Below are 23,160 nucleotides of genomic sequence, written 5' to 3'. Positions count from 1 at the left end.
GCTTTTCCCTCGCCCAAAAGCTGTATGTAGAATAAATCTGCGGGTATTCTGACTGAAAGACCATCTTATGATCTTAACACAGTAATGGCGGTTGCACCGGATTCTCACCGAATTTCCCCCTGATCGGACATTTAAAGACACGTCCGAGCAGATCCAATATAGAACATACATAGTTTATCTTATAGCCTTGTATGCGGAATGTCAACAAAATCCACAGGCATTGACCGGAATGTTTCTGCATATTTATAGAAAGAAGAATTCTGACAGGTGATCCTTTTATGAAACCTGAACTCCGGTCTCTTATTCCAAAACTAAATCGTTATCTTCTTCTACTCCTTGTATTTATCTGCTCTCTTTCTGTATTTTTGCTATTGTATCCAATATCGTCAAAATCACCTCAGTCCGATCTGGATAATAAAGCCACGCTGCCGGGTGTCAGAGATTCAGAGTCTGATCCAAATGACGAAACACAAAGTGACACCACAAGAACTGCATTTTCCGGCTATATTATCACACTCGATGCCGGACATGGCGGATACGATCCTGGGAAAATAGGAATTAACGATTCAAAGGAGAAGGACATCAATCTTCAGATTGCTTCTTATCTGCAAGAGCTTCTGGATTCTCTCGGTTTTGAAGTCTATATGACCAGAACGGATGACTCCTCACTGAATACAGAAACTGCCGAAAGCTTAAAGACATCCGATCTGAATCATCGGATTGAGATTGTGGCATCCCATAACTCCGACTTTTTTATCAGCATCCATCAGAACAGCTTTTCTGATTCTTCCGTACATGGAGCTCAGGTTTTTTACTATGCGAATTCTTCAGACGGTGAACAGCTTGCAAAATCAATCCAGGCCTCGATCCATGCGATCCTCGATTCTGATAATGAGCGTCCGGTCAAAGGTAATCTGGACTATCTTATTCTGAAAAAAAGTCCCTGTCCTGCTGTTATCGTTGAATGTGGCTTTTTAAGTAATCCGGATGAATGCAGCAGTTTAAATACTCCAGACTATCAAAAACAGGTTGCCGCTGCGATCGCAGATGGGCTTGTTAATCATATCCAGGCGGGCACAGAATAGGCAGGGGGCTGTAACCCCTGCCACTGTTATTTTGTGCATGAATGTAACGGTTCTTTTTTATCGATACATTTTTTCATTTTATTCCCATTTGCTTTTTTACATATTCATGCTGTGATGTGTCAATATTAACCTTATATACAAACCAATGGCACAAATACACCATTGTTTTCGTGTTTCATTTCATATCTATATGTAATAAGCAATATCTGTCTGCCAGAAACGGAATTATGCAGACCGGAATCTGTCTGCAGCGAACCGATGAAGGGTTCATAAGATGTCTGCTCTTATATTACATTATATTTGTACGCCTGCCAATCACTTTATGAAAAATTAATCTTTTCTGATATTTCCTGTCCTATTCTGCTCATTTGCACATTCTAATCCATATATACATAATTTATACTGTGGAATTATTTTTTATTCATATTCGACAGGATTTTATAAATTATTTTTGAATTTTTCACATTATATCCTATTTACTTGTCAGTTAAATATGGTAAACTATAGGTGCGTTTTAATACACAATTGTATGACTTATTTTCTACCCTTCATGGGTATTCTATCAGAAATGGGGTGATTCTATTGAAGATTGAACGCTTAAGTGAAAATCAGATCAGATGTACTTTGAATAAAGCAGATTTAGCAGACAAACAATTAAAGATTTCCGAGCTGGCTTATGGATCTCCAAAAGCAAAAGAACTGTTTCGTGAGATGATGCAGCAGGCATCAAACGAACTCGGATTTGAGGTTGATGATATACCACTGATGATCGAAGCTATACCGATTTCATCAGATTGTCTTATTTTAATTGTCACAAAGGTAGAAGATCCGGAAGAATTGGATACACGTTTTTCCAGATTTACCAGAAATAATGACGATGACGACACCGATTATGACGATGATATGGATGATGAATACGAAGATGAGGACTATCCCCCATCTGATGATAATGTAATATCCGGTCATATCGATATCGGTATAAATGGCGATGAATCCCAGATTCCGGAGGCAATTTTTAATGCTCTGGAAGGTTTTGTAAATAATCTGACAGGTCTTGCAGGTAAGAATATCGAGATTTCAACCGATATTCCATCCAGTGCAAAAGCACCTGTAAAACAGACACAACAGGAAGAGGATGCTCCACAGACTTTAACGAGACTGCTTGTATTTGACTCGTTAAATACCGTTATCAACGCATCCAAACAGGTTGCAAGTTTTTACTTCAGCAGCAACACACTCTATAAGAATCCGGTTAATAAACGTTTTTATCTGTTATTTACAAATGATAAGAATACTATTCCCGAATTCAACCGGGTATGTTACATTCTTGGAGAATACGGCACAGCACAGAAAATAACAGATGCCATGCCATATCATTTCAAAGAGCATTTTAAAACGATCATTGAAGAGGAAGCAGTTCAGACTCTGTCTGCTCTGTAATTTTTAAGAAAACTGATTTGACAAAACAAATACGGCGGATCCTTTTTTTCATTGGATTCCGCCGTATTTTTCGTCTGTCCAGATACATATTCTATATGAATTATGCCTGTGCCTGCTCTTCTTTCTTTGCAAGGTAGTCATTGATCTCAAGTTCAAGCTCTACCGGATCCAGACCATGAACGGCTGCTGCTTCCTCAAGAGTTTCACCTGCTGCTGCAAGACATCCGATACAATGCATACCTGCTGCCATAAGAATTGCTGCATTTCCTGCATCTACTGCTAAAATATCATTTATAAGCATATCTTTACTGATCTTTGCCATGTGTATATTTCCTCCTGTTTCCTATAATCTTTCTTAATCTGATATGACATTTTTCGATTTTAAAAATATCTTCACCATTATAGTATACACATTTTTAAATGTCTATCCCTTTATAGGAAAAAGATAGGCAGACTCAAGTTAGCAGGAACTAATTTTTTACAAATCATCTCAATTCACTTGATATAAGAAACTTTTTGATTTAAAATAGGTAACGAGATGTGATTATTATTACTAAAAGGAGGACAATCATATGGCATTCGTAATTGGTGATTCATGTATCGGTTGTGGTTCATGTGCAGGTTCATGCCCTGTTGGAGCTATTAGCGATAACGGTGGTGTTTTCGTTATTGATGGTTCACAGTGTATTTCATGTGGTGCATGTGCAGGTTCATGTCCTGTTGGAACAATTTCAGAGGAGTAATCCACACAGAACGTTGTTATCATAATATAGAAAAGCTGCCGGAATCGGCAGCTTTTCTTTTTGTCTTATACAGGAAAACAATGATGTCCTCAAACGGATCTGTTTTCCTGTATATCTTTTTATTTCTACTCCTGAACATAGGAATACAGTTCATTATTTCCCTGACTCATGGCAGCTTCATATTCTTTTCTTGATACCCGGACTTCCGTATCCAGTACCGGATCATAATAACGAACCGCTTCACTGTTATAGCTTACGACCATTACATATCTTCCATCATTGATACGACTGATAACCGGAATACCATTACTGATATATCCAAATACCAGATCCAGCGAAATTCCTGAAATATCTGCTCCCGGATATTTTCCAAGCTCTGTCAGCACCTGTACCGGATCTGTACCGGATGCTTTCATATCTTCATATGTGAGATCTGTCACACCCTCATAGATCAGTGTCATATATACACAATCCCACAAGGATGCATCCACACTGCCGGAGCTTTGGTGATAGATTGACGATGCGATCGTATTATATGCCTGCATCTCCGACTGCCTGTATACGATTTCTCCATCCTTGGAAACGACAATACCTGCAATCTGCGTTGCCCGGTTGATTGCATCTCCTGCCTTATCATAGATTCCGGTCAGTCCCAGATTATCATATACCATATAGCCTGCATATTCATCTTCTACCGTGATCAGCATATCCGATGAACGGTCTCCCACCGTGTTCTTTGTGATATTCAGATACGGAATATAGGTCAGATATATATTTGACGGTACTGTAAAATACAGCTTCGCAATTCCTGATGTTGTTTTTGTCGTGATATCAACTCGTTTTACATCGTCGCTTTCTTTATAGGTGATAAAGTCATCCTCTGCCAACCGAAATCTGTCTGTTTTCTTGGATCCTTTGGTCATATAGATCAGATCATCCTCTACGCTGATATCTATGATATAATTGTCGTCCTTCTGATATTCTTTGATCTGGTTTCCATTTTCATCCACGATAAATAATTTGTATGATGGGATCCGGCTGTATACCTTTTCACTCAGATTCTTTTTTGCAAAGGAATCTTTATCTATAGAAATATCACTGTCAGCCGTATTACAGATCCCATATATCAGATCCCGGTTCTTAAATCCATAGCAGACCAGACTCTTTCCTGCTCCCGCATCCAGCGTATAGGTCTGTCCGGTTGCAAAATTAACCAGCGTTAATGTCGCATTATCGGCTGCCTGATCCGATGAATCATATGCCATTACCTGCATATCATCGGATACATATACATGATCAAGCGATACATGATCTACATAATAGGATAACTGTTTTGCTTCCACGTTAATGCAGTTCACCTTGTTGCCAAGCATAAAATAAAAGTTTGTTCCATCATAATAGGTCAGTCTGGACACTTCATCTTTCATGGCTGCATATGGTTCATTACATTCTGCAAATACCAGCTCCGTAACCTCCTGCTCTGCTGCATCGTAAGAACACAGACTGATTCCCAGCTTTCCTTCATGAGCACCACGGTTCATATAGCCATATACTGCAAATATCATATTGCCATCGTCGTCCATGGAGATCATATTGATACCATAATTGTTATATGTGTTTCTGACATTTTCCACGTCATCCATCCAGAATCCAAATACCATGGAAATCTGGTTTTCTGAGTAATTATACAGCCAGAGCTGTCCGTTTCTGACAAAACCGATCTTCTTATTATCCGAGCTATAACGGTAATCCAGCTTTTTATCAAGAACAACCCCGATCTCATACACATTATTTTTATTATCGACACCTGTCCGGTTGAAATACTCATCGATATAACGATCAAAGTTCATAACGGATATTGTGCCTGCGTTATCTGCTTCCCCGGTATCCTCTGATGCTTCAGCATCCTCTGCTCCGGTGGCTGTTTCTGTATCGTCTTCTGTCTCCGGTTCTTTATAACTGACACGATAATATTCCCTGACCGAATAATAATCCGACTCACCATCGGTGTTTTCTGCCGTGGTCACATAATCCAGTTCAATTACTGCATAATTGACATCAATTTCCTTGATCTGTGGAATGATCGAAGTTATCCGGACCGGATTCACTCCACTCCAGACAAGCTCTTTGTAGCTGCTTGTCAGATTCAGATGTCCCATAGAAAGGCTGTCATCATCCTGTCCTTTGTATGCCTGCATGTATGGATAGATAAAGGATCCTTCTTCATTTGCCTCGTAGTCAAATGTCGAAGCATTAAACTGTTCCACAAAGTCCAGAAGCTCGGACGCATGATAATTGTCATTTACAACGATACGGGTATAGTAGCGTACGGTCTGTCCATCCGCTCCATCTAATTTGAATATCAGCATGTATTCCGTATCCGGCTTGATATCCATACGGATATCAATATCAAATATCCGGTATCCATTCTCCTCTGTATCGGATGTCAGATCTCCGTTCTCGATCAGAGAATCGCTTGAGATCGACCGCAGCTCATAGCTGTAGGTCTTTGCATAACCATTTTTGTCATCTACTGCAAACGTTACTTTTTTGTCATCTGTCGCCGGAGTAATACAGTCACGAAGCATAGTTGTATCGACTACGGTTGTATAGCCATGAAGGCAGTTGATATATCTGCCCTCATAGTCTACATATACTAAAGGCAAGGTGGCATTTTCCATCTCCATTGCCAGATTCTTATACTGTCTATTCTGAAATTTATCAACTAAAAAAATAGTAATCACAAAGAAAACTGCCATTACTATTATTCTTATAACAAGTGTTCCTATTTTCTTCACAGGTAAAATCGTCTCCTACATCTTCTGTAGCGTTCCCGTCTACAGTAAAATTCATTACAGATCAATGTTTCTATCAGATTCCGCATCATGCAGTTACCACAGCCTTTTCCTTTTGGAACATACGGTGGTTCAGATGGCGCAGCCTCCATATCCAGATGAATATCTACATATGGATCCGGAAGCTCTGCATAGACATCCCGTGCGATCTTACGGATCACCTCCGGATCCGGATATTCCGCAAACATCGGGCTTCCTGCATATTCTAATTTATCACATTCTTCTTCCACCATTGCACTGATACGCCGTACCCGTTCCGGATACATTTCCTTCAGATAGGCCCAGTCCTTTTCTGCTCTTGACTGTTCCTCATTTGGATCATCCGGCAACAAAAGTCCCGACATGCTCCGTGTCAGATTATACACATTTCCATTTTTTATCAATCCACGGATATTCGTATCCTTTCTGTCATATGGAATGTATTTAAATTCGTTCTGCATATAAATCTCCCTGCCTGCATTCTTATTCCTATATAGTATATATGCAGACAGAGAGATTATGTTACTGCCATTTCTTATTCGAACTGAAATTAATCACCAAATGAGATACCTAATGTCTTTGCTGCAAGAACGGTATCATCGTCCGGAGATACATATTTGAGTTTTCCTGCTGACTCTGATAACGGAATCGCAGTTACTTTATTATCCTTAAATACAACGAGTTTTCCAAAATCCTTTGCTTTGATCAGCTCGGCTGCCTTTGCCCCGAATCTGGATGAGATCACTCTATCATATGGACATGGGCTTCCGCCTCGCTGTGTATGACCAGGAATCGCAATGCGGATGTCCTGTGTTGTGAACTCCTTGAGCTTGTCCGCCATCTCATATGCAACAGATGGATACGGAGAATTAGCGATTGCTTCTTTTCTCTTCTTCTTTGGAAGCTCTGCAACCTCTTTGGAGATTGCTCCTTCTGCTACTGCAACAATCGTAAATCCTTTATTATTCTTTGTTCTCTTGTCGATTGCCTCGTATACCTTCTTGATATCATACGGAATCTCAGGGATCAGGATAACATCTGCTCCACCTGCAATACCGGCATGTAATGTGATCCAGCCAACCTTATGACCCATAATCTCTACGATAAAGATACGGTTATGGGATGCTGCTGTTGTATGGATACAGTCAATCGTCTGTGTTGCCACATCTACCGCACTCTGGAAACCAAATGTCATATCGGTTCCCCAGAGGTCATTATCGATCGTCTTTGGAAGACCAATTACATTTAAGCCCTCTTCACTTAACAGATTTGCTGTCTTCTGGGAACCATTTCCTCCTAATACACATAAACAGTCCAGTTTGAGTTTTTTATATGTGTCCTTCATGGATTTCACCTTATCAAGACCATCCTCTGTAGGCTCACCCATAAGCTTAAATGGCTGTCTGGAACTTCCAAGAATCGTTCCACCCTTTGTCATAATGCCTGAGAAGTCATCCGGCATCATCTTGATATACTGTGCTCTCATCAAGCCCTTATATCCATTCAGGAAACCATAGATCTCTACTTCATCAAATAACTCGTACAATCCTTTTGCTACACCACGCATGGTTGCATTCAGTGCCTGACAATCGCCACCACTGGTAAGTAATCCAACTCGCAACATCCCTAAACACCTCTTTCTTCTTTTTTATGTAAAATGCTATTTAATTGTCCCTATAAATATACGCGTCCTTCCAATGCCCGGAGCAGTGTCACTTCATCAATACATTCCAGATCTCCGCCAACCGGTACACCGCTTGCGATCCTACTGACCTTGATCCCTGCCGGTTTGACCAGCTTTGATATATACATCGCCGTTGCTTCTCCCTCCGGACCGGAGCCTGTTGCAATAATCAGCTCATCCACATCCCCCTGCAACCGCTTCATCAGTTCTGCGATCTTGATATCCGCAGGTCCGATTCCGAGTGCCGGATTGATCACTCCATGAAGAACATGATATACACCATCGTACTGATTCGTCCGCTCATATGCTGCAAGATCTCTCGGTGTTTCTACCACCATGATCACCTTATGATTCCGATTTGCAGATCTGCAGATCGGACAAAGATCACTGTCTGTGATCGTATAACAGTTATTGCAGTATCGAATCTTCTTCTTTGCATTTACGATTGAATCGGCAAGTGCCTGTGCTCGTTCTTCCGGCATACTGATGATATAAAATGCCAGCCTTTGTGCTGTCTTTGCTCCGATACCGGGAAGTCTGCCAAGCTCTTCGATCAGACGGTTTACTTCTCCACCATATATATCCATTAGAACGGTAAGCCTCCAAGACCCATACCGCCGGAGATCTTATTCATATTCTCCTGATAATCTTCATCCTGCATACGGAATGCTTCATTTACTGCAGAAATGATCAGATCCTCTAATGTCTCGATATCATCCGGATCAACAACCTCCGGATCCAGCTTGATCTCCATCAGTTCTTTCTTACCGGAAACCTTTGCTGTTACAACGCCGCCACCAACGGAAGATTCATAGATCTTATCCTCCAGCTCCTTGGTTGTTGTCTCCATCTGCTTCTGCATTCTCTGTGCCTGCTTCATTAAGTTGTTCATATTGCCAGGCATCATACCCATGTTATAGCCGCCTCTTTTAGCCATCTTATATATCCTCCTTGATTCTTAGCTCTTTTTTATATTTTTATTCATACTGAATAGCAAAATTAATCTTCGACAAGTCATTCGCCTCGATCTCCTGTGCCGCTTCACTATTCTTCGACACGACCTTCAGTTCGATCTTCACCTGTCTGCCGGTCACCTGTTCGATGTGCTCTCGCAATGCCGCCATCCGCTCTTTTCCTTCAAAATAAGCGATTGCCTGCTTGTTCTCTTCATTCTGGACATATGCCAGATACAGACCATCTCTGGCTTCGTTCATATTGATCCTTGCTTTTTCCAGAAACTTCTTCGTAATATTCTGATATCCTTCCATAATGATATCCCATTGTTCTACGAATTCTTTTAATTCATTGTAATTTGCTTCCGGAAGTTCTTTTTTCAGTTGCTCGGACAGCTTCTTCGATGCCGCTTCTATCTCTGCACCTCCCATCGCAGGTACATTTCCTATCTGCATTCCTTCCTGCTTCAGTCTTGCACAGATCTGATCCAGCAGTTCCTGTGATACTGCTCCGGCTCCCTGCACTGCCTCGCCTGCCAATGCTGTAACGCCTGCCGATGCCGAGCTTCCTTCACCGTTATTATTCCCGCTAACCACCGATCCGGCGGCTCCATTCTCTAACTTCTGTTCCAGAACTCTGACCCGGTCAAGAAGCGCGCTGTAATCGGTTTCCATCTCAGGCTTGCATAATTTGATCACTGCAAGTTCTAAAACAATACGCTTCTGTACTGCATATTTGATATTTGCAGAGGTATCCGAAAATATATTGATATACCGGATAAGTGCATCTGTTTCGAGCTGTGCAGCAAGCTGTCTTAACCGTTCCAGATTCTCCGCCGACATATCAAGCTTCTGATCAGCCTCCGGTGAAACCTTCACCAACAATACATTTCGAAGGAACCATGTAAATTCTGATACAAATCTGGACAATTCCCGTCCCTGCCATACTACCTCATCCACCAGATCGATGGCACCGACAACATCCAGCCGAATCACACAATCTAACAATCTGGCAAATACATCGATATCAACTGCTCCGATCGTATCCAGTACATTTTCATAAGTAAGCTCCTTGCCAATGTTGAATGCGATACACTGATCCAGAATACTGAGTGCATCACGCATTGATCCATCTGCAGCCTTGGCAACATAATCAATTGCTTTTTTCTCTGCCGCAATCTGTTCTCTTCCAAGCAGCTCCATCAGACGGTCACTGATTGTTTCCACCGAGATCCGCCGGAACTCGTATTTCTGACACCTGGAAGATATTGTGATCGGAATCTTATGGGATTCTGTTGTTGCAAGTATAAAAATGACATAAGACGGTGGTTCCTCCAATGTCTTTAACAGAGCATTAAACGCTCCCTGTGTCAGCATATGAACCTCATCTATAATGTATACCTTATATTTTCCTTCTGATGGTGAATACTGTACTTCCTCCCGGATCTGACGGATATTATCCACACCATTGTTTGATGCTGCATCAATCTCGATCACATTCATAGATGATCCATCTGCGATCGCACGACATGCCGCACATTCATTGCATGGGCTTCCGTTTACCGGATGCTCACAGTTTACTGCTTTTGCAAACAACTTTGCTATCGATGTCTTTCCGGTTCCTCTTGTTCCGCAGAAGAGAAATGCATGTCCGATCCTGTTATTTATAATCTGATTCTTTAGTGTTGTTACAACATGATCCTGGCCTTTTACTTCTTCAAAAGTATCCGGTCTCCATTTACGATATAATGCCATATAAGACATGACGGTTTCCTCCAAAATACAACTAAAGATATTATATCCGAAATGGTGATTGATAGCAATTATTAGTTTTTGTCCTCTTTTAAATAATATATCCATAATAGCGCACTTATTTACTTTACAGGGCAGCCTTTTCTATATAGTAAAAATGCCGGACGCCTCTGTTTCAGGCATCCGGCATTGGAGATGAACATGAAGTTCATGAACGAACCATATTATATAATTTTAAAAGTACCGTTTTCATTCTGTCAATGTTTCCTGTTTCCCGGTCTATCTTTTCCATGTTTTCCCTGTCGTCTTTTTATGATCACAAGAATTACTGCGCCAAGCATTGCTCCAAACCCGATATATGAAAACAGGATCACTCCTGACGAGTCACCGGTTCTGACCGGGGGAGTCTTCCTGTCTCCGGTGTCCGGTTCGGTCGTCAGCTCTGTTGTAGTTTCTGTTGTGATCTCCGTCGTCTGTTCAGTCGTCAGTTCGGTTGTAGACTCGGTTGTGGTTTCCGTTGTTTCCTCGGTCGTGATCTCAGTCGTCAGTTCGGTTGTAGACTCGGTTGTGGTTTCCGTTGTGTCCCCGGTCGTAGCTTCGGTTGTTGTCTCCGTTGTGTCCCCGGTCGTGGTTTCGGTTGTCGTCTGTTCTGTTGTATCTTCCGAAGACTGATTTTCATATGTACCAAGCTCCCGGATTGTCTCTGCATTATCAATGTCCACGATCTGACGCTGCATTATTACAAATCCCCGGTTACCTTTACAAGGCAGCTCCTCGATCATGTAAGTTCCCGGCAGCAACGCTCCCAGATCCGCTTTTTCTGTTTCTGAAGCTTCTCTTATGGATGTGTTTTCTTCGCTTTTTGTAGCTCCGTCTGCCATAATATCTTCATCGAAAACTTCCCTCTGTGTACTCTCATCTCCACAAAACCAGATCCCGGCTGTCATATCATATTCCTTCCATGCACTTTCTTCCTGCGTCTGGTTGTATTCATAGATAACATCATTGATATTGAATTTACCACTTTCCTTGCGTCCGGCCGAATCAAAACGTCCATTTGCTCCGGTTACCGCAATATGGCTCTCAACAGGATTTCCTGCTTCATCCAGCAACGAAATACGAAATACGATTCCCTGCATGGATTCTCTGGTTCCTGCATTGATCTTGTCAAATGCAATATCCACCCGTTCTGCCTGCTCGTACACCTTTATCAGTTCCGCTTCTATGACATTCCCACTCTCCACAGAAAAAGTCTGCAGCTCTTTATTCGGATTTCCTGCATCCAGATGAAGTACAATTTCATTTCCGGTAATTTGCTGTTTCTCTCCTGTCAGTCCGGTTACTTCGATATACCCCTGTCCATGTCCCGGCAGCATATACCCCTTTGGTGGCTGGTATTCTGTTATGACCACGGTTCCAGCCGGAAGAATTACTGCACCTGTCTTTTTATCCGTAAATAGAGGATCACTCTGTCCGGTAAGATAAGCTGCATCCAGCTTTGCCTCATAACTTCCGGTCTGCTCGTTATATACTGTCTTAATATACCAGGTTCGGTATGCAGCAGATGCTGCCAATTCTGTTTTTTGCAGGAGTCCCTTATAATACCGCACCTGAAAGACTGCATCCGCAAGAGATGCTCCATATTTTACAGTTCCGGTTCCATTCTCTCTGTCATATTTTGTTAGTGACAGTTTTCCCTGATATACCATTTCTTTCTCTGCAAGCTGCATGGTTGCATTAATCTTGTTTTCCACCGTATCCGGGGATATACAAATATAATGCACATCCGCATCCAGTTTGTAATTTTTTGGAGCACGCTTTTCCTTTACTGCATACCAGCCAAATGGCAATCCGGTAAAACAATGCTTACTCTTATCTGCCTGAATGGAAACGACCTCTCCTGATATCATTCGGAATGCATTTCCGGTTCCGCAGGAATTCCTAATCTCCGGTATTCCGATCACGGTATTTGCCGCATTCATTTTTTCTGTCGTAAATATGCCAACCTGATTTTCTTCTTTATATGGAGCATTCTTTCCTGACACCATATAAACACTATATTCTGCATGTAATAACGAATATGCTGTATTTTCATCCGTCCATTCTTCACCGGCGCTCTTCTTTTCCAGATACAGTTCTCCGGTATTTGGCTGATCTGTAACTTCGATCACATGCTCGATCTCTTTTTTTCCTGTTTCTCTTCCGCCACTGGACAGACATTCTTTTTTTACCGGATCTGTATTCAGCCTGTAATAGCGGTTTGTTTTTGTTTCCTTTGCATAATAGCTTCCACATGGTAGTCCGGAGATCGTATCTGTCCCTTTTTTCTTAAGCGAAACGATCGTTTTATTTCCTCCGGTCGGAATAAATTTCGTGTTTATATCTGTAACAATTCCCGTTCCATCCTTTTGCACTGTAAATGTACCTACATAGAGATTTCCGGTTCCCGGCCTTCCATTCTTGTCCGCCATGTATACCTGATACTGAATATCGGCAAATGTATATCCACCCATATCGGAAATTTCTTTCATCGCACTGCTTTTATGAAGCTGAATTCCGATCGTAATCGGCGATTCCAGTACATCGATCTGCTGCTTGGGATATTTCTCCAAATTTTCTGAAACTCCGATTCCACCATCCTCCTTATCCAGATAGATCCACTTCTGATAGTAGGAAGCCGCTTTTTTATCCTCTTTATTTACAATATAACCTCCGGCATAGGAATATTCATTTCCATTCCACCCTTTCTTTTTCCCTGTTTCCGCAATGTAATACCAGCAACCAACCGGAACTCCGCGCACTTCATATATCCGGTTATCAGAACCATATACCGGATAATATCCTGCATCCGAATTATATTTTGTAACAATTCCTTTTCCGGATGCATCGGTTGTAAAGGTGCAGACATAAGCATCGGTTGATGTATCATTCTTTTTCCCAACCTTATACACATTATATCTGGCTCCCTGCAGACTATATGCATCCGTTTTGCCATCTGCTCCTGTAAGTTCCGGAGAGTCACTGGTTTTTTGAAGACTGAGCCCGCCCCGGACATTCTGAATGACAAACTCATATTCCAGCTGGTTATCTGTAATTTCATAATAATGGTCTATCGCGGGCAGATATCCTCTTGCCAGTGCCAGTTCAGCATCCTCATGCAGCATATAATAGCCCGGTGGCAGATTGTAGATATTCCGGCATGTGGATCCATCTATATCCTCTCCGGCATAATTACTTTTTGCTCCATAAAATCTGCCTTTTTCCGTAATATAAGTTGGCACACCTTTTCCTTTGGAATTAACCGTATATGTTCCGATCTTTACCGCTTTCCCCTCTGACAGATCTGCAAATGGCTCGTCCAGTTTATAAAGGTAAAATTTTATTCCTTTCAGATTACTCAAGGAACCATCACCAAGCTTTGTCAGATGCAGTTTTCCGGTTTTTAATTCACTTCCCCAGTTAATCACCATCTCCATTGCATATTCATAAAGCACACCTGCAAAGCAGGTCTGAATCTCTTTGTTGTCCGGGCAGACAGCATAAGCTGTAAACCCATCCCGTTCGGCAAAGGTCTTTGACAGTCTGCTCACACCCTTCTTATCCGTACCGGCAGTAAAGAAATATCTGCTTCCTGCCTTTAATACAGCTTCTTCTCCTGACCGGTATGCTTTCCAGTCCGTATCTGCAATCGAACCTTTCCAGTCCGTACATACCCACAGTTTAATATCTGTATCCGGCACTATGATACGAAACGCATTCTGACCTCCTGTGACCGTACGCATCTTCGTTCTTTTTGCATATACTCCATCCGGAGACACAGTGCTTAACAAACTCTCTTCTTCCATGTGTATGGTATACCGGTATTTCCATCGCGTCTCCGGCTGCCCCGGTGATATATCAATCTGCTCTGTCTTTGGAGTTTCTGTTCCGATCCGGATCTCTGCCTGTGCTCTCGTATATGGAACTTCTCCGCTCATGCTTTTTCCATGATGCCGGATAGCATTCAGATTATCCTGTAATGCGCTTTGAGACTGCCTGTTCTTATATCCCTGATACAATGCTTTCCGGATATCGGCTGTTAACAGTCCGCTGCCTGCATGTATATAACCATCTGTCGTATCATCACTGTATACAGTTGCTGCTGTTCCCTGCAAATGCTTTCCATCCGAAACATATTCTCCATACCACGGAACATCCAGCTCCTTGTCTCCACAATATACGGAAAACAGTTTCTCATAATCCGTAATGCCATGATATTGAAAGATCCGGAAATCTCTGCAGGTATCTCCCGCTTCTGTTCTTCCCAGTCTGTATCCAACGACAAATTCTGAATATAACATCGGAAAGGACATTACCGTCGCCAATGCATCTATATTAAATATATACGACTTTTTCTCTTTCTTTATTTCTACTTTCATATCCGGAGTATATACATCTCTCGATATAGCATCTGAGATCGTAGCGATCTGTTTTGCCTGATCTTCATATGATAATGCTATATCCTGCGTGGTCATCGCATCTACATCTTCCGAGGTTGCTCTGTCGGTATCTTCTGCAGCCTCCCCATCTACAACTTTCGCAGCCACCCCATCTGCATCTTCCACAGTTGCTCTGTCTGCATCCTCCGGAGTTGCCCTGTCTGCATCCGTATCCGTTGCTGTCGCATTCTTTTCAAACAACTGCGTTACCGCCTGCTCCGCATCTCCTCCCATGGATGCTGTCTGAAGGATCGCATGGAATGGCAGATTTATCAGCAGAAGAATTCCCACCAGTACGATCAGTAAAATTTTATTTCTGTATTGTTTCATATATTTCTGTCAGCTTCCCAGAAAAAGCTGTTTCCTCCTTCCTATATTTGAGCCCGCAGCTCATATTCTATATTCCCAAATGAAATAATATCTCCGGGCAATACCACTGCCGGATAGTCCACTCGCAGTGGATAACCATTTACATATGTCCCATTTGTCGAACCCATATCCTCCAGTACATATTTATGATCGACATATCGGATCCTGCTATGAACCCGACTCACAGACTTATCGGAAATACAAAAATCTGCCATATCCCCACGTCCGATCAATCTTGGAAGTGTATCCAGACAGATCACCGGATTCGATGTGGCTTCCGCTTGCCCTCCAACCGGAACTAACATGCATACCGGATCGGTTGCCGGAAGTATGGCTGTCTCCTGTTGTGTATCACCGGCTGCGGGTTGTCCATTTCCATCCGCTGCTGCCGGAAATATAGTTATATCCTGTTCCTGTATACAAGGTTCAACAACCTCCTCTTCTTTTTCAGTCTGATCTGTTAAGAACAGCTCCATCCAGACAAATAATTCCACTGCCAGTAAGATGCATACACCGAATAAAGGTTTCATATGTTGGATCCGTCCATTTGCCCGGTACTGCATCCATCCATAGCTGATCCCAAACAACGCCGTTGCAAGCATACAGGCAATAACGACCGTCTTATACACGATCGTCCGAACCGATGTCTTATCATCGTCAATGTCGCTCTGTACTATCGTCCTGTTCCGGTTCGATTTCTTCCATTTCTTCCGGTTTGGTTCTTTTCTCAAAAATGCAGCCAGTTCTGCTGCCTCTTCCTCTTCCTCAGTCTTGCCCGTTTCTTCCGTTCTATATATATCTGTATTTCCCGTACCATCTGTATCGCCGCTTTCTTCCGTGCGGAATTCTGTAAAAAAATCTACCAGCTTTTCAAGATCACAATTTGCATCCATGATCTTCTGATACAGATCATATACCCGGTCACTGCCCGCCCGGTCTGCATGATCCATCCTGCATATCACCTGATCTAACAGCCTCCGCATCTGCTCCCGGACTCCACTCTGATATCCCGGAAGATAGATAAAACCAAAGCATTTCTGCGCTATATCATAAAAGATACAATCTTCCACCAGGATCAGATTATTAACGGACAGCAAATATCTGCCAAGCTGGTGAAATACCATAACCAGTTCCTGAAACAGTTGTAATATAAGCACCGGAGTTATCGTGATCGTCTGCTCTATCACTGCAAATTCTGTCAGTCCGTTAACCTCATAACAAGGAATCGCATCTCCATCTATGAACATCACGTTAAATGGAAGAACATATGGGATGCAGTTGTTCTGAAGCATTTTGGTTTCATAGGAGACCTGATAATCGGTGTCGGTAAGCATCAGATATACATTTATCCCATCAGTGTCATAATGTTTTTCCATACAACTGCCACCTCCTGAGATTATTGCTGATATCCCGGATCTCTTTCTCAATCTTTACTTTTCTCTGTGTTGCCTTTTTATCTGTCAGCAGTCCAATTCCCGGGTGCAGCTCTTCATATTTGATAACTGCATCTATGGTTCCTGTTATACCGGAAAGTAACGCATTTCCAGAAGGACGAAAGCGCACGCTTGTTTCCAGTTCATCCAGATGCTGCATAGATGGCCTGACCATCTGATCTAACGCCTGATTCAATGTATCCTCTGCGCTGTTTCCACTTCCAGACATATATCGTTCCCGATTACAGACCACATGATATGCCTCGCCGGTTGCAATTCCGTTATTCAACTGCACAATCATCATATTGATAACAACAAATATAACAGTGATCACGATTGGCATAATAATGCACATTTCGATCACGATCGTTCCACGATCATCCTTTTTCCCAGAATTCATATCTTTCACCTTTCCTGTTCCTGCACCCTTACAAAATGCACCCTTACAAGAATTTCATCCGTTACCACAGTTGCTGCATGGTGGTATGCTTCCAACATTCTTTTGTTTGACACGCATAACCGTTCGTTTTAATCCAGAACAGGAAACAGAGAGATGGTAGCGGTCTCCCGCCTCCGTTATATATACCGTTCCATCCGTCGTCCTGCCCTCCGCACACCGCTCACAAGGAGACAGATTCTGATACCTATCAGAAAGCTCTCCATCCGGAATCTGCCGGATCGTAAGTTTTATATGATAACAGGTTCTGCTGGTATGATAGACCTCTCCGGTCTCCGTGATATAAACGTATCTATTTTCTTCTGTCTCATTATTTTCCAATTGCATACCGATAAATGCACGCTGCCGGATCTGTTCCTGAACCTTCCAGGTCAGTTCTCCAAAAAATGGGACATTGATCTGCAGTTTATATCGCAGCTTAAGATCAATGCAGCCATCTGCTTCACTGTAAGCTGATCTTGTAACCAGAATCCCTCCGGTTCCACCCACAATACAGGAAGCATCCACCGGGGATATATCCAGATAATGCTGCAGTCTTTCTTTTGCTGTCAGAACATTGACACCGTTTCCCGGTAAATCCACTGTTTTTTCATCCTGTACATATGAATACGCATATTGATATTCTGCCAGGCACTGCGCAGTGTCCTGCATGGCATCATAGACAATCAACCGTGTCTGCAACAGATTTCCCATCCAGAAAAACACAACTGCTGCCATGATAAAAAGCGGCAGGATCAGGGCTGCCTCCACCGTGGCACTACCCTCCTGCCTGTTCCATATACAAAATATCCTCTGAAAGAAAGGAATGGTCTTATACACTCTCTTACCATACTGTCTGCTCAAATGTTTTCTGTTCAGGTCTTGGAGAGACGGAGAAATACTTTTGATTTTATTATTTTTGGAAATGGAATATGCCACCGCATGGATAATAGACTGCAGCCAAAATATATAATAAGAGAGCATATAACACCATCCTTTCCATCTGATATTTCTATGTTTCATATTTAATAAACTGCACTGACCGAAGTTGCGTACGACCGTTTCCCTTTTGTAATATCAATATCGATCGTAAATGCATCCACACAGTTTGTGATAAGAAATCCATCCTGGACAAGTGCAGTATTTAATTGGATCAGATCACACATACGATAGTACATTCTGTTATTCTTCTCTGCTAATAACAGCATCAGAAACGCTTCATAATCCAGTCCTTTTTCTGTCTGACCAGATGTCGGCTCTACACTGGTGAGATTCCCTATATGCGCAAGATCCAGCTTCCAGTCTGCTGCCTTCTTGAGCAGAGGAATCTTTCCTCCCGCTAACAATGTCCGTATCTCAAGTATCGTTTCTCCATAGGAAAAACAGGCTGCAAGCAGATATTTTGCTGCTCCATATGTAATGCCCGGTACAAGTGCAAGTGTCGCTGCCATACTGCTTATCTCCGCCATTTTCTCTGCATCCGATAACAGTACCGCCATATTAACCGGAAGTCTGTGAAGTATGATCTGGTTTACAACACAGGTCAGATTATCATAGTCATTGTCCTTCCCTGCGATCAGATATTCCACTTCACACTGGAATACGCAATTATCCTGCTCCGCATCCATAACATTTTTAAAGCACTCCATCGCGTAAAGAATCCCATTGATATCCGTGCCTAATTCCGATTTTCCTGTCCCACGAACCTTTCCAAGCTCTGCTTCCAACCGGTCAATATCCGAAAAAGAAGTGTCCATGCTCTCCTGAACATTTTCCTTTCCACATGCAGTCGATGGTACATCCTGCATGGATACTTTCGTTTGTGATACAGATTTTCCGGATGGAAGAACGAGCTGTAGCAATCCGATCCCAAGCTCCTGTTCCAACAATTTTCTGGGATCCTCGCCCTGCCAGTTACTTTCCTGTTCTGTTTCCTCGCTCTTTCCATTCCGTATCTCCTCTGCTACCTCTTCGGCATCCGCATTGTCATATGCCAGATCTTCGCTTATCGTTTCCAGTGCCTTTGTTTCCAAATACAGCGTCATATATTCCTCTATCTGTTTTTTTAAGTCATAGCAATCATCAGCAACCACCGTTCTCACATCTGTCAGGCAGGCATCCTCTACAGCAAATCCATAGCCGGAGAGTGTATAGTCCATATAATCAGATACCCGTTCCTCCAGCATTCCTTCACCATAACCCATATAGCTTTTATCCAGTAATAACAGGTGATACCGATCAAATATCTGGGACTGGTACTCTGCCTGTATATGGAGGGATGCACCACGGGCAGCTTCTGCCACCCGTGCCCTGTTCATGTAGATTCCTGTAATCTCAACTGCTGCCAGAAATAATCCCAGCAGGCTGATCAGCACCAGACTTAAAAATACTGTAATCTGTCCGTTATTTTTCAAATCTGCAGAGTCTCCTTACTAATAAATCTTCTTCGCACTCTTACCGATCGAGGTCCAGATCTTGTTCACAAGACTTGTAATCTTCTCCTGAAAGATAAGTACCATGGCGATCAATACAACTGTGATCAAAAGGATCTCTACAACTCCCATTCCACTTTCATCTAATAAAAAATTCTTCACATTTCTCATACTCTTTATTGTCAGCAATGACTATTCCACTGCCGTTTCCTCCTTCTTTTTGTTCTTTTAAAATCCCAGCAATGCCGGGGCTATCACTATGATCATTACAATTCCTAACTGAAGAATCATCGGAAATAAAAGCTTTGTTCCCGCCTCTTCTCCTTTTCGTTTTGCCAGCTCCTTTTTTAACTGCAATGCAGCAGCCTCTTCTTCTGCCAACAGATTCAGGATATCCCTTGTCCCTTTTTTGATATTCTGTGACAAAAGAGTAAATATCTTCTGATAAACCGGAAGGGCCAGTCGGTTGCTCAGCCGGTAATAGCCTTCTGTTTCCGGAATTCCCGACTGTATCTCATTCAATGTATAATTCAGCTCCTCTGCCAGAACCGGACTGTCACTTTGCACCACAGCTCTGCTCAGAGACCCCTTCACCGTTAATCCGGCTCCCATATAAAGGCTCATCAGATCCACAAAAGATGGGTACGCCATAAGCAGCTCCTCATTTCTCTTTTTCTCCTTCGTCCGTATATCCGAATATTCTTTATAGACGAGCAAAATACTGAATATCCCTCCAAGAACAAATACCAGTATCGGAAGCCGCATCGTACCGGTATGCTGCAGATGATATCCCGCAACTGTCTCCGGAAGAACCAATGATGAAGTATCTGACTTACGCTGTAGCATATCTAACGCCTCCTGAATCGTCTCTATTGCCTTTTCCGTCTCATTCTTTTCCCTGCCTGCAACCTTTACAGGATAGTTTCTGGATGCCGAAAAATCTTCATAAGACAGAGTTGCCACCAGATTTACAAGAACCGGTTCATCCAGCCGATGATCAATGATCTCGCCTCGGTAATCAACAATATCGCTTTCATCTTCAATCTCCCATGAAACCCGGAGTCCCAGTTCATCAACAGAATCGATCAGCTCCAGATCCTCCGTAATATGATCTGCATTCTCGTTTGTTCCCAGATATACGGAATCAATGTAAGCAAATCCTTTATCAAAAGCCTCTTCTATGCTCTCCGCATCATAGGTCAACGGAAGCACATCCACAGATATCATCTGCTTTTCACCATTGATCTCTGTTTCCAACTGCGTGACTGTTTCATCTCCACCGTAGGATTCCCTGTTCAATACAATCGAAGCCTTTGTCCGATTCGTATATACTGCCAGACCAACGGATAAGACCAATGTTCCAAAAAATACCAGCAGACTGTTCGACAGGATTCGGATACAATATTCCTCACATAACCGAGTGAGTTCATCCTCCGGTACAACATGGATCTTTCGCATCCGTTCCCGGATCGTTCTCATATTCAAAAACCTATGTATCTTCCGGTACAGAAAGCTGCCAACCGGTCTTTTTAATTCTCTCTTCATCCATCACACTCCAATATTGATCAGTTTTCTGCTCCAGAAATATGAAATGATTCCTGCCAGCAGACATAATGTCATCACGATCCGACCTGCCACTCCTTCATATAAAATACAGATATAACTCTGGTTCACCATACGAAGATATCCAATGATCAGAAAAGGAATGACCAGCATGATCCGCTGTTCATACCGTTTTGCTGCGATCATAGTCGCAATCTCCATTTCCACTTCTACCTTTCGGGCAATTCCAGCCGCAGTCGTTTTCATGATCTGTACCATATTGCCGCCTGTCCTTTTTGCCACAGCAACCAGTTGAGAAAAATTATGGATCTCGCGAATACCGGAGCGTTCTCCAAAATCCGCAAGAACATCTTCTATGTTCTTATGTAAGCGGATCTCATGCATGATCACTACAAGCTCCCGGACGATCAGCGCATCTTTTCCGTATGTCCGTGTCAGCTCCTCATGTGCTGCTATAAAAGCATTCTCAAATGAATATCCGACACTGAGACTGGCGGCAAGTGCCTGCACCATATCCTTAAACTGAAAATATAATTCCTGCTGCCTCCTCTTCCTTTTGTATTCTTCAAACAGCCTTCGCACATATACACCCGCGGGCAGCATCAGAATCAGCGGAAGAAATGAATCATAAAATATAATGCATACCACTGCTGCCGCAACCAGATATCCCATTCCAAAAACAATGTTTTCCATCAAAGATAACTGGTATCGTGTATAATCTGTTTTCACATCCTGGCCCCTCCTTTCCTATTCCAGCCCTGCCCGTTTCAATTTCTCCTTGTTCTGCAAAGCTGCCTTCTTTTTCAAATGTCCCTGAACGGTTTTCCTGCCTTTCTCTGCCTGTTCTTCAAATTCATAAAGTGACATCAACTGAACCTGTCCATTCTCTATTCCTGTTACTTCACAAATCTCTGTTACCTTTCTGGATCCATCCCGGAGTCTTCCCAGATGAATGATAATATCCACAGCCGAAGCAATCTGCCGCCTAACAGCTTCCATCGGAAGTTCTATTCCCATCAGCACCATAGATTCCAGCCTTGTGATCATGTCATATGCTGAGTTTGCATGGCCGGTCGAAAGACTTCCATCATGCCCGGTATTCATTGCTGTCAGCATATCGATCGCTGCCGAATCCCGGACTTCACCTACGATCACCCGGTCCGGCCGCATACGAAGACTTGCCTTGATCAAATCCCGTATCGTGATCGCATTTTCGCCTTCCACATTGGAATTTCTGGTTTCCATCCGTACCAGATTCTCCACATCACGCAGCTGCAGTTCTGCCGAATCCTCGATCGTGATGATCCGTTCGGTCTTTGGTATATAATCCGACAGCGCATTCAAGAATGTCGTCTTTCCTGCTCCCGTTCCTCCTGATACAAATATGTTGTATCTTGCCTTTACCAGCAGCTTCAGGAATCCGGCAGCTTCCTCATCTAAAGCCCCAAGTTCAATCAGCCTTTCCATCGTCATTTTCTCTTTTGGGAACTTACGGATCGTCATGGTCGGTCCATCAAGGGCGACCGGTGGCAGCACTACATTCACTCTGGAACCATCCGGCAGTCTGGCATCTACGATCGGGACTGCTTCGTTCACTAAGCGGTTACATCCGGCTACGATCTGCTGAATAATCGATGCCAGACGATCTTCGCTCTCAAAGCTCTGGGAAAAGGACTGAATACGTCCATCTTTCTCTACAAAGATCTGATCGTACCCATTGATCATGATCTCCGTTATGCTGTCATCCTCTAACAAATCTGATAGCACATCCATCCGTCTGACCGCATTGAACAATTCCCTTCTCAACCGAATCCGTCCTTCCAGACTGACATATCCGATATCCGGATGTTCCAGAAGCGATCGGTCGATCAGTTCCAGAACCTTCTCATCTATGATCTCCTGAGACATATCCAGTTCTTCCAGAACGTGCTCTTTTAATTTCTTTCTGTCCTCTGGGC

19 protein-coding genes and 1 riboswitch are annotated in these 23,160 nt (G+C 42.8%); of the genes, 3 read left to right on the top strand and 16 right to left on the bottom strand.

Going from position 1 to position 23,160, the window contains the following annotated elements; translation table 11 throughout:
• Positions 1 to 21 precede the first annotated feature (21 nt).
• Positions 22 to 168, bottom strand: a riboswitch (cobalamin riboswitch).
• Positions 169 to 278: 110 nt separating this feature from the next.
• Both WKT03_RS02305 and WKT03_RS02300 read left to right on the top strand, forming a co-directional pair.
• Positions 279 to 1,085, top strand: coding sequence for an N-acetylmuramoyl-L-alanine amidase (locus WKT03_RS02305; RefSeq protein ID WP_340390857.1), 807 nt, complete (start codon positions 279 to 281; stop codon positions 1,083 to 1,085).
• Between the two features lie 582 nt (positions 1,086 to 1,667).
• Entirely contained in the window at positions 1,668 to 2,525 is an 858-nt protein-coding gene (locus tag WKT03_RS02300) for an adaptor protein MecA (protein WP_117784703.1), read from the top strand.
• 100 nt (positions 2,526 to 2,625) lie between these two features.
• Here WKT03_RS02300 and WKT03_RS02295 read toward each other — a convergent pair whose 3' ends face one another.
• Positions 2,626 to 2,847 carry a DUF1858 domain-containing protein gene (locus WKT03_RS02295; RefSeq protein ID WP_021944218.1) on the bottom strand — a complete coding sequence of 74 codons (222 nt, stop codon included), beginning with the start codon at positions 2,845 to 2,847 and terminating at the stop codon, positions 2,626 to 2,628.
• A 250-nt stretch (positions 2,848 to 3,097) separates the two neighbouring features.
• Between WKT03_RS02295 and WKT03_RS02290 the strand changes: the two genes are divergently transcribed.
• The gene (locus WKT03_RS02290) at positions 3,098 to 3,268 is read left to right on the top strand and encodes a DUF362 domain-containing protein (RefSeq protein ID WP_004852414.1); all 171 of its coding nucleotides are present in this window, start codon (positions 3,098 to 3,100) and stop codon (positions 3,266 to 3,268) included.
• Positions 3,269 to 3,393: 125 nt separating this feature from the next.
• Here WKT03_RS02290 and WKT03_RS02285 read toward each other — a convergent pair whose 3' ends face one another.
• From WKT03_RS02285 to WKT03_RS02215, 15 genes are all read right to left on the bottom strand, one after another.
• A complete protein-coding gene (locus tag WKT03_RS02285; protein ID WP_340390856.1) occupies positions 3,394 to 6,066 on the bottom strand; it encodes a hypothetical protein in 2,673 nt (890 codons plus the stop codon).
• Positions 6,063 to 6,563, bottom strand: coding sequence for a hypothetical protein (locus tag WKT03_RS02280; protein WP_021944220.1), 501 nt, complete (start codon positions 6,561 to 6,563; stop codon positions 6,063 to 6,065). Before WKT03_RS02280 ends, WKT03_RS02285 begins: the two co-directional genes overlap by 4 nt.
• A gap of 89 nt (positions 6,564 to 6,652) precedes the next feature.
• Positions 6,653 to 7,726, bottom strand: coding sequence for a 6-phosphofructokinase (locus WKT03_RS02275; RefSeq protein WP_021944221.1), 1,074 nt, complete (start codon positions 7,724 to 7,726; stop codon positions 6,653 to 6,655).
• 50 nt (positions 7,727 to 7,776) lie between these two features.
• Positions 7,777 to 8,373, bottom strand: a complete 597-nt coding sequence (gene recR / locus WKT03_RS02270) for a recombination mediator RecR (protein WP_021944222.1) — start codon at positions 8,371 to 8,373, stop codon at positions 7,777 to 7,779.
• On the bottom strand, positions 8,373 to 8,723 hold the full coding sequence (locus tag WKT03_RS02265; protein ID WP_008400312.1) for a YbaB/EbfC family nucleoid-associated protein: 351 nt from the start codon (positions 8,721 to 8,723) through the stop codon (positions 8,373 to 8,375). Before WKT03_RS02265 ends, recR begins: the two co-directional genes overlap by 1 nt.
• A 40-nt stretch (positions 8,724 to 8,763) precedes the next feature.
• A complete protein-coding gene (gene dnaX, locus WKT03_RS02260; protein WP_117808576.1) occupies positions 8,764 to 10,503 on the bottom strand; it encodes a DNA polymerase III subunit gamma/tau in 1,740 nt (579 codons plus the stop codon).
• 245 nt (positions 10,504 to 10,748) lie between these two features.
• Positions 10,749 to 15,299, bottom strand: a complete 4,551-nt coding sequence (locus WKT03_RS02255; protein ID WP_340390855.1) for an MSCRAMM family protein — start codon at positions 15,297 to 15,299, stop codon at positions 10,749 to 10,751.
• Between the two features lie 41 nt (positions 15,300 to 15,340).
• The gene (locus tag WKT03_RS02250; protein ID WP_340390854.1) at positions 15,341 to 16,714 is read right to left on the bottom strand and encodes a DUF6382 domain-containing protein; all 1,374 of its coding nucleotides are present in this window, start codon (positions 16,712 to 16,714) and stop codon (positions 15,341 to 15,343) included.
• Complete coding sequence (locus tag WKT03_RS02245) at positions 16,698 to 17,171, bottom strand: hypothetical protein (protein WP_117808574.1); 474 nt, start codon at positions 17,169 to 17,171, stop codon at positions 16,698 to 16,700. Before WKT03_RS02245 ends, WKT03_RS02250 begins: the two co-directional genes overlap by 17 nt.
• Positions 17,172 to 17,225: 54 nt before the next feature.
• Positions 17,226 to 17,978, bottom strand: coding sequence for a TadE family protein (locus tag WKT03_RS02240; protein WP_173789213.1), 753 nt, complete (start codon positions 17,976 to 17,978; stop codon positions 17,226 to 17,228).
• Positions 17,979 to 18,232: 254 nt separating this feature from the next.
• Positions 18,233 to 19,621, bottom strand: a complete 1,389-nt coding sequence (locus WKT03_RS02235; protein ID WP_340390853.1) for a DUF5702 domain-containing protein — start codon at positions 19,619 to 19,621, stop codon at positions 18,233 to 18,235.
• Between the two features lie 18 nt (positions 19,622 to 19,639).
• The gene (locus WKT03_RS02230; RefSeq protein WP_117784748.1) at positions 19,640 to 19,810 is read right to left on the bottom strand and encodes a Flp1 family type IVb pilin; all 171 of its coding nucleotides are present in this window, start codon (positions 19,808 to 19,810) and stop codon (positions 19,640 to 19,642) included.
• Between the two features lie 57 nt (positions 19,811 to 19,867).
• The gene (locus tag WKT03_RS02225) at positions 19,868 to 21,184 is read right to left on the bottom strand and encodes a type II secretion system F family protein (protein ID WP_340390852.1); all 1,317 of its coding nucleotides are present in this window, start codon (positions 21,182 to 21,184) and stop codon (positions 19,868 to 19,870) included.
• Positions 21,185 to 21,187: 3 nt separating this feature from the next.
• Complete coding sequence (locus tag WKT03_RS02220) at positions 21,188 to 21,931, bottom strand: type II secretion system F family protein (RefSeq protein ID WP_340390851.1); 744 nt, start codon at positions 21,929 to 21,931, stop codon at positions 21,188 to 21,190.
• Positions 21,932 to 21,949: 18 nt separating this feature from the next.
• Positions 21,950 to 23,110 (bottom strand): CpaF family protein, encoded by a 1,161-nt coding sequence (locus tag WKT03_RS02215; RefSeq protein WP_117784695.1) that lies wholly within the window; start codon positions 23,108 to 23,110, stop codon positions 21,950 to 21,952.
• Positions 23,111 to 23,160: the final 50 nt, after the last annotated feature.

It is taken from the genome of Coprococcus sp. HCN-4056 (genome assembly GCF_037892645.1).
In the GTDB taxonomy this organism is placed as follows: domain Bacteria; phylum Bacillota; class Clostridia; order Lachnospirales; family Lachnospiraceae; genus Coprococcus; species Coprococcus ammoniilyticus.
This window is presented reverse-complemented; position numbering and strand designations above follow the sequence as displayed.

Coding starts and splice junctions, on each gene's coding strand:
- WKT03_RS02280 (WP_021944220.1), bottom strand. CDS start 6,563: ATGCAGAACGAATTTAAATACATTCCATATGACAGAAAGGATACGAAT.
- WKT03_RS02250 (WP_340390854.1), bottom strand. CDS start 16,714: ATGGAAAAACATTATGACACTGATGGGATAAATGTATATCTGATGCTT.
- WKT03_RS02230 (WP_117784748.1), bottom strand. CDS start 19,810: ATGAGAAATGTGAAGAATTTTTTATTAGATGAAAGTGGAATGGGAGTT.
- WKT03_RS02225 (WP_340390852.1), bottom strand. CDS start 21,184: ATGAAGAGAGAATTAAAAAGACCGGTTGGCAGCTTTCTGTACCGGAAG.
- WKT03_RS02275 (WP_021944221.1), bottom strand. CDS start 7,726: ATGTTGCGAGTTGGATTACTTACCAGTGGTGGCGATTGTCAGGCACTG.
- WKT03_RS02245 (WP_117808574.1), bottom strand. CDS start 17,171: ATGAATTCTGGGAAAAAGGATGATCGTGGAACGATCGTGATCGAAATG.
- WKT03_RS02295 (WP_021944218.1), bottom strand. CDS start 2,847: ATGGCAAAGATCAGTAAAGATATGCTTATAAATGATATTTTAGCAGTA.
- dnaX (WP_117808576.1), bottom strand. CDS start 10,503: ATGTCTTATATGGCATTATATCGTAAATGGAGACCGGATACTTTTGAA.
- recR (WP_021944222.1), bottom strand. CDS start 8,373: ATGGATATATATGGTGGAGAAGTAAACCGTCTGATCGAAGAGCTTGGC.
- WKT03_RS02215 (WP_117784695.1), bottom strand. CDS start 23,110: ATGTCTCAGGAGATCATAGATGAGAAGGTTCTGGAACTGATCGACCGA.
- WKT03_RS02255 (WP_340390855.1), bottom strand. CDS start 15,299: ATGAAACAATACAGAAATAAAATTTTACTGATCGTACTGGTGGGAATT.
- WKT03_RS02305 (WP_340390857.1), top strand. CDS start 279: ATGAAACCTGAACTCCGGTCTCTTATTCCAAAACTAAATCGTTATCTT.
- WKT03_RS02290 (WP_004852414.1), top strand. CDS start 3,098: ATGGCATTCGTAATTGGTGATTCATGTATCGGTTGTGGTTCATGTGCA.
- WKT03_RS02265 (WP_008400312.1), bottom strand. CDS start 8,723: ATGGCTAAAAGAGGCGGCTATAACATGGGTATGATGCCTGGCAATATG.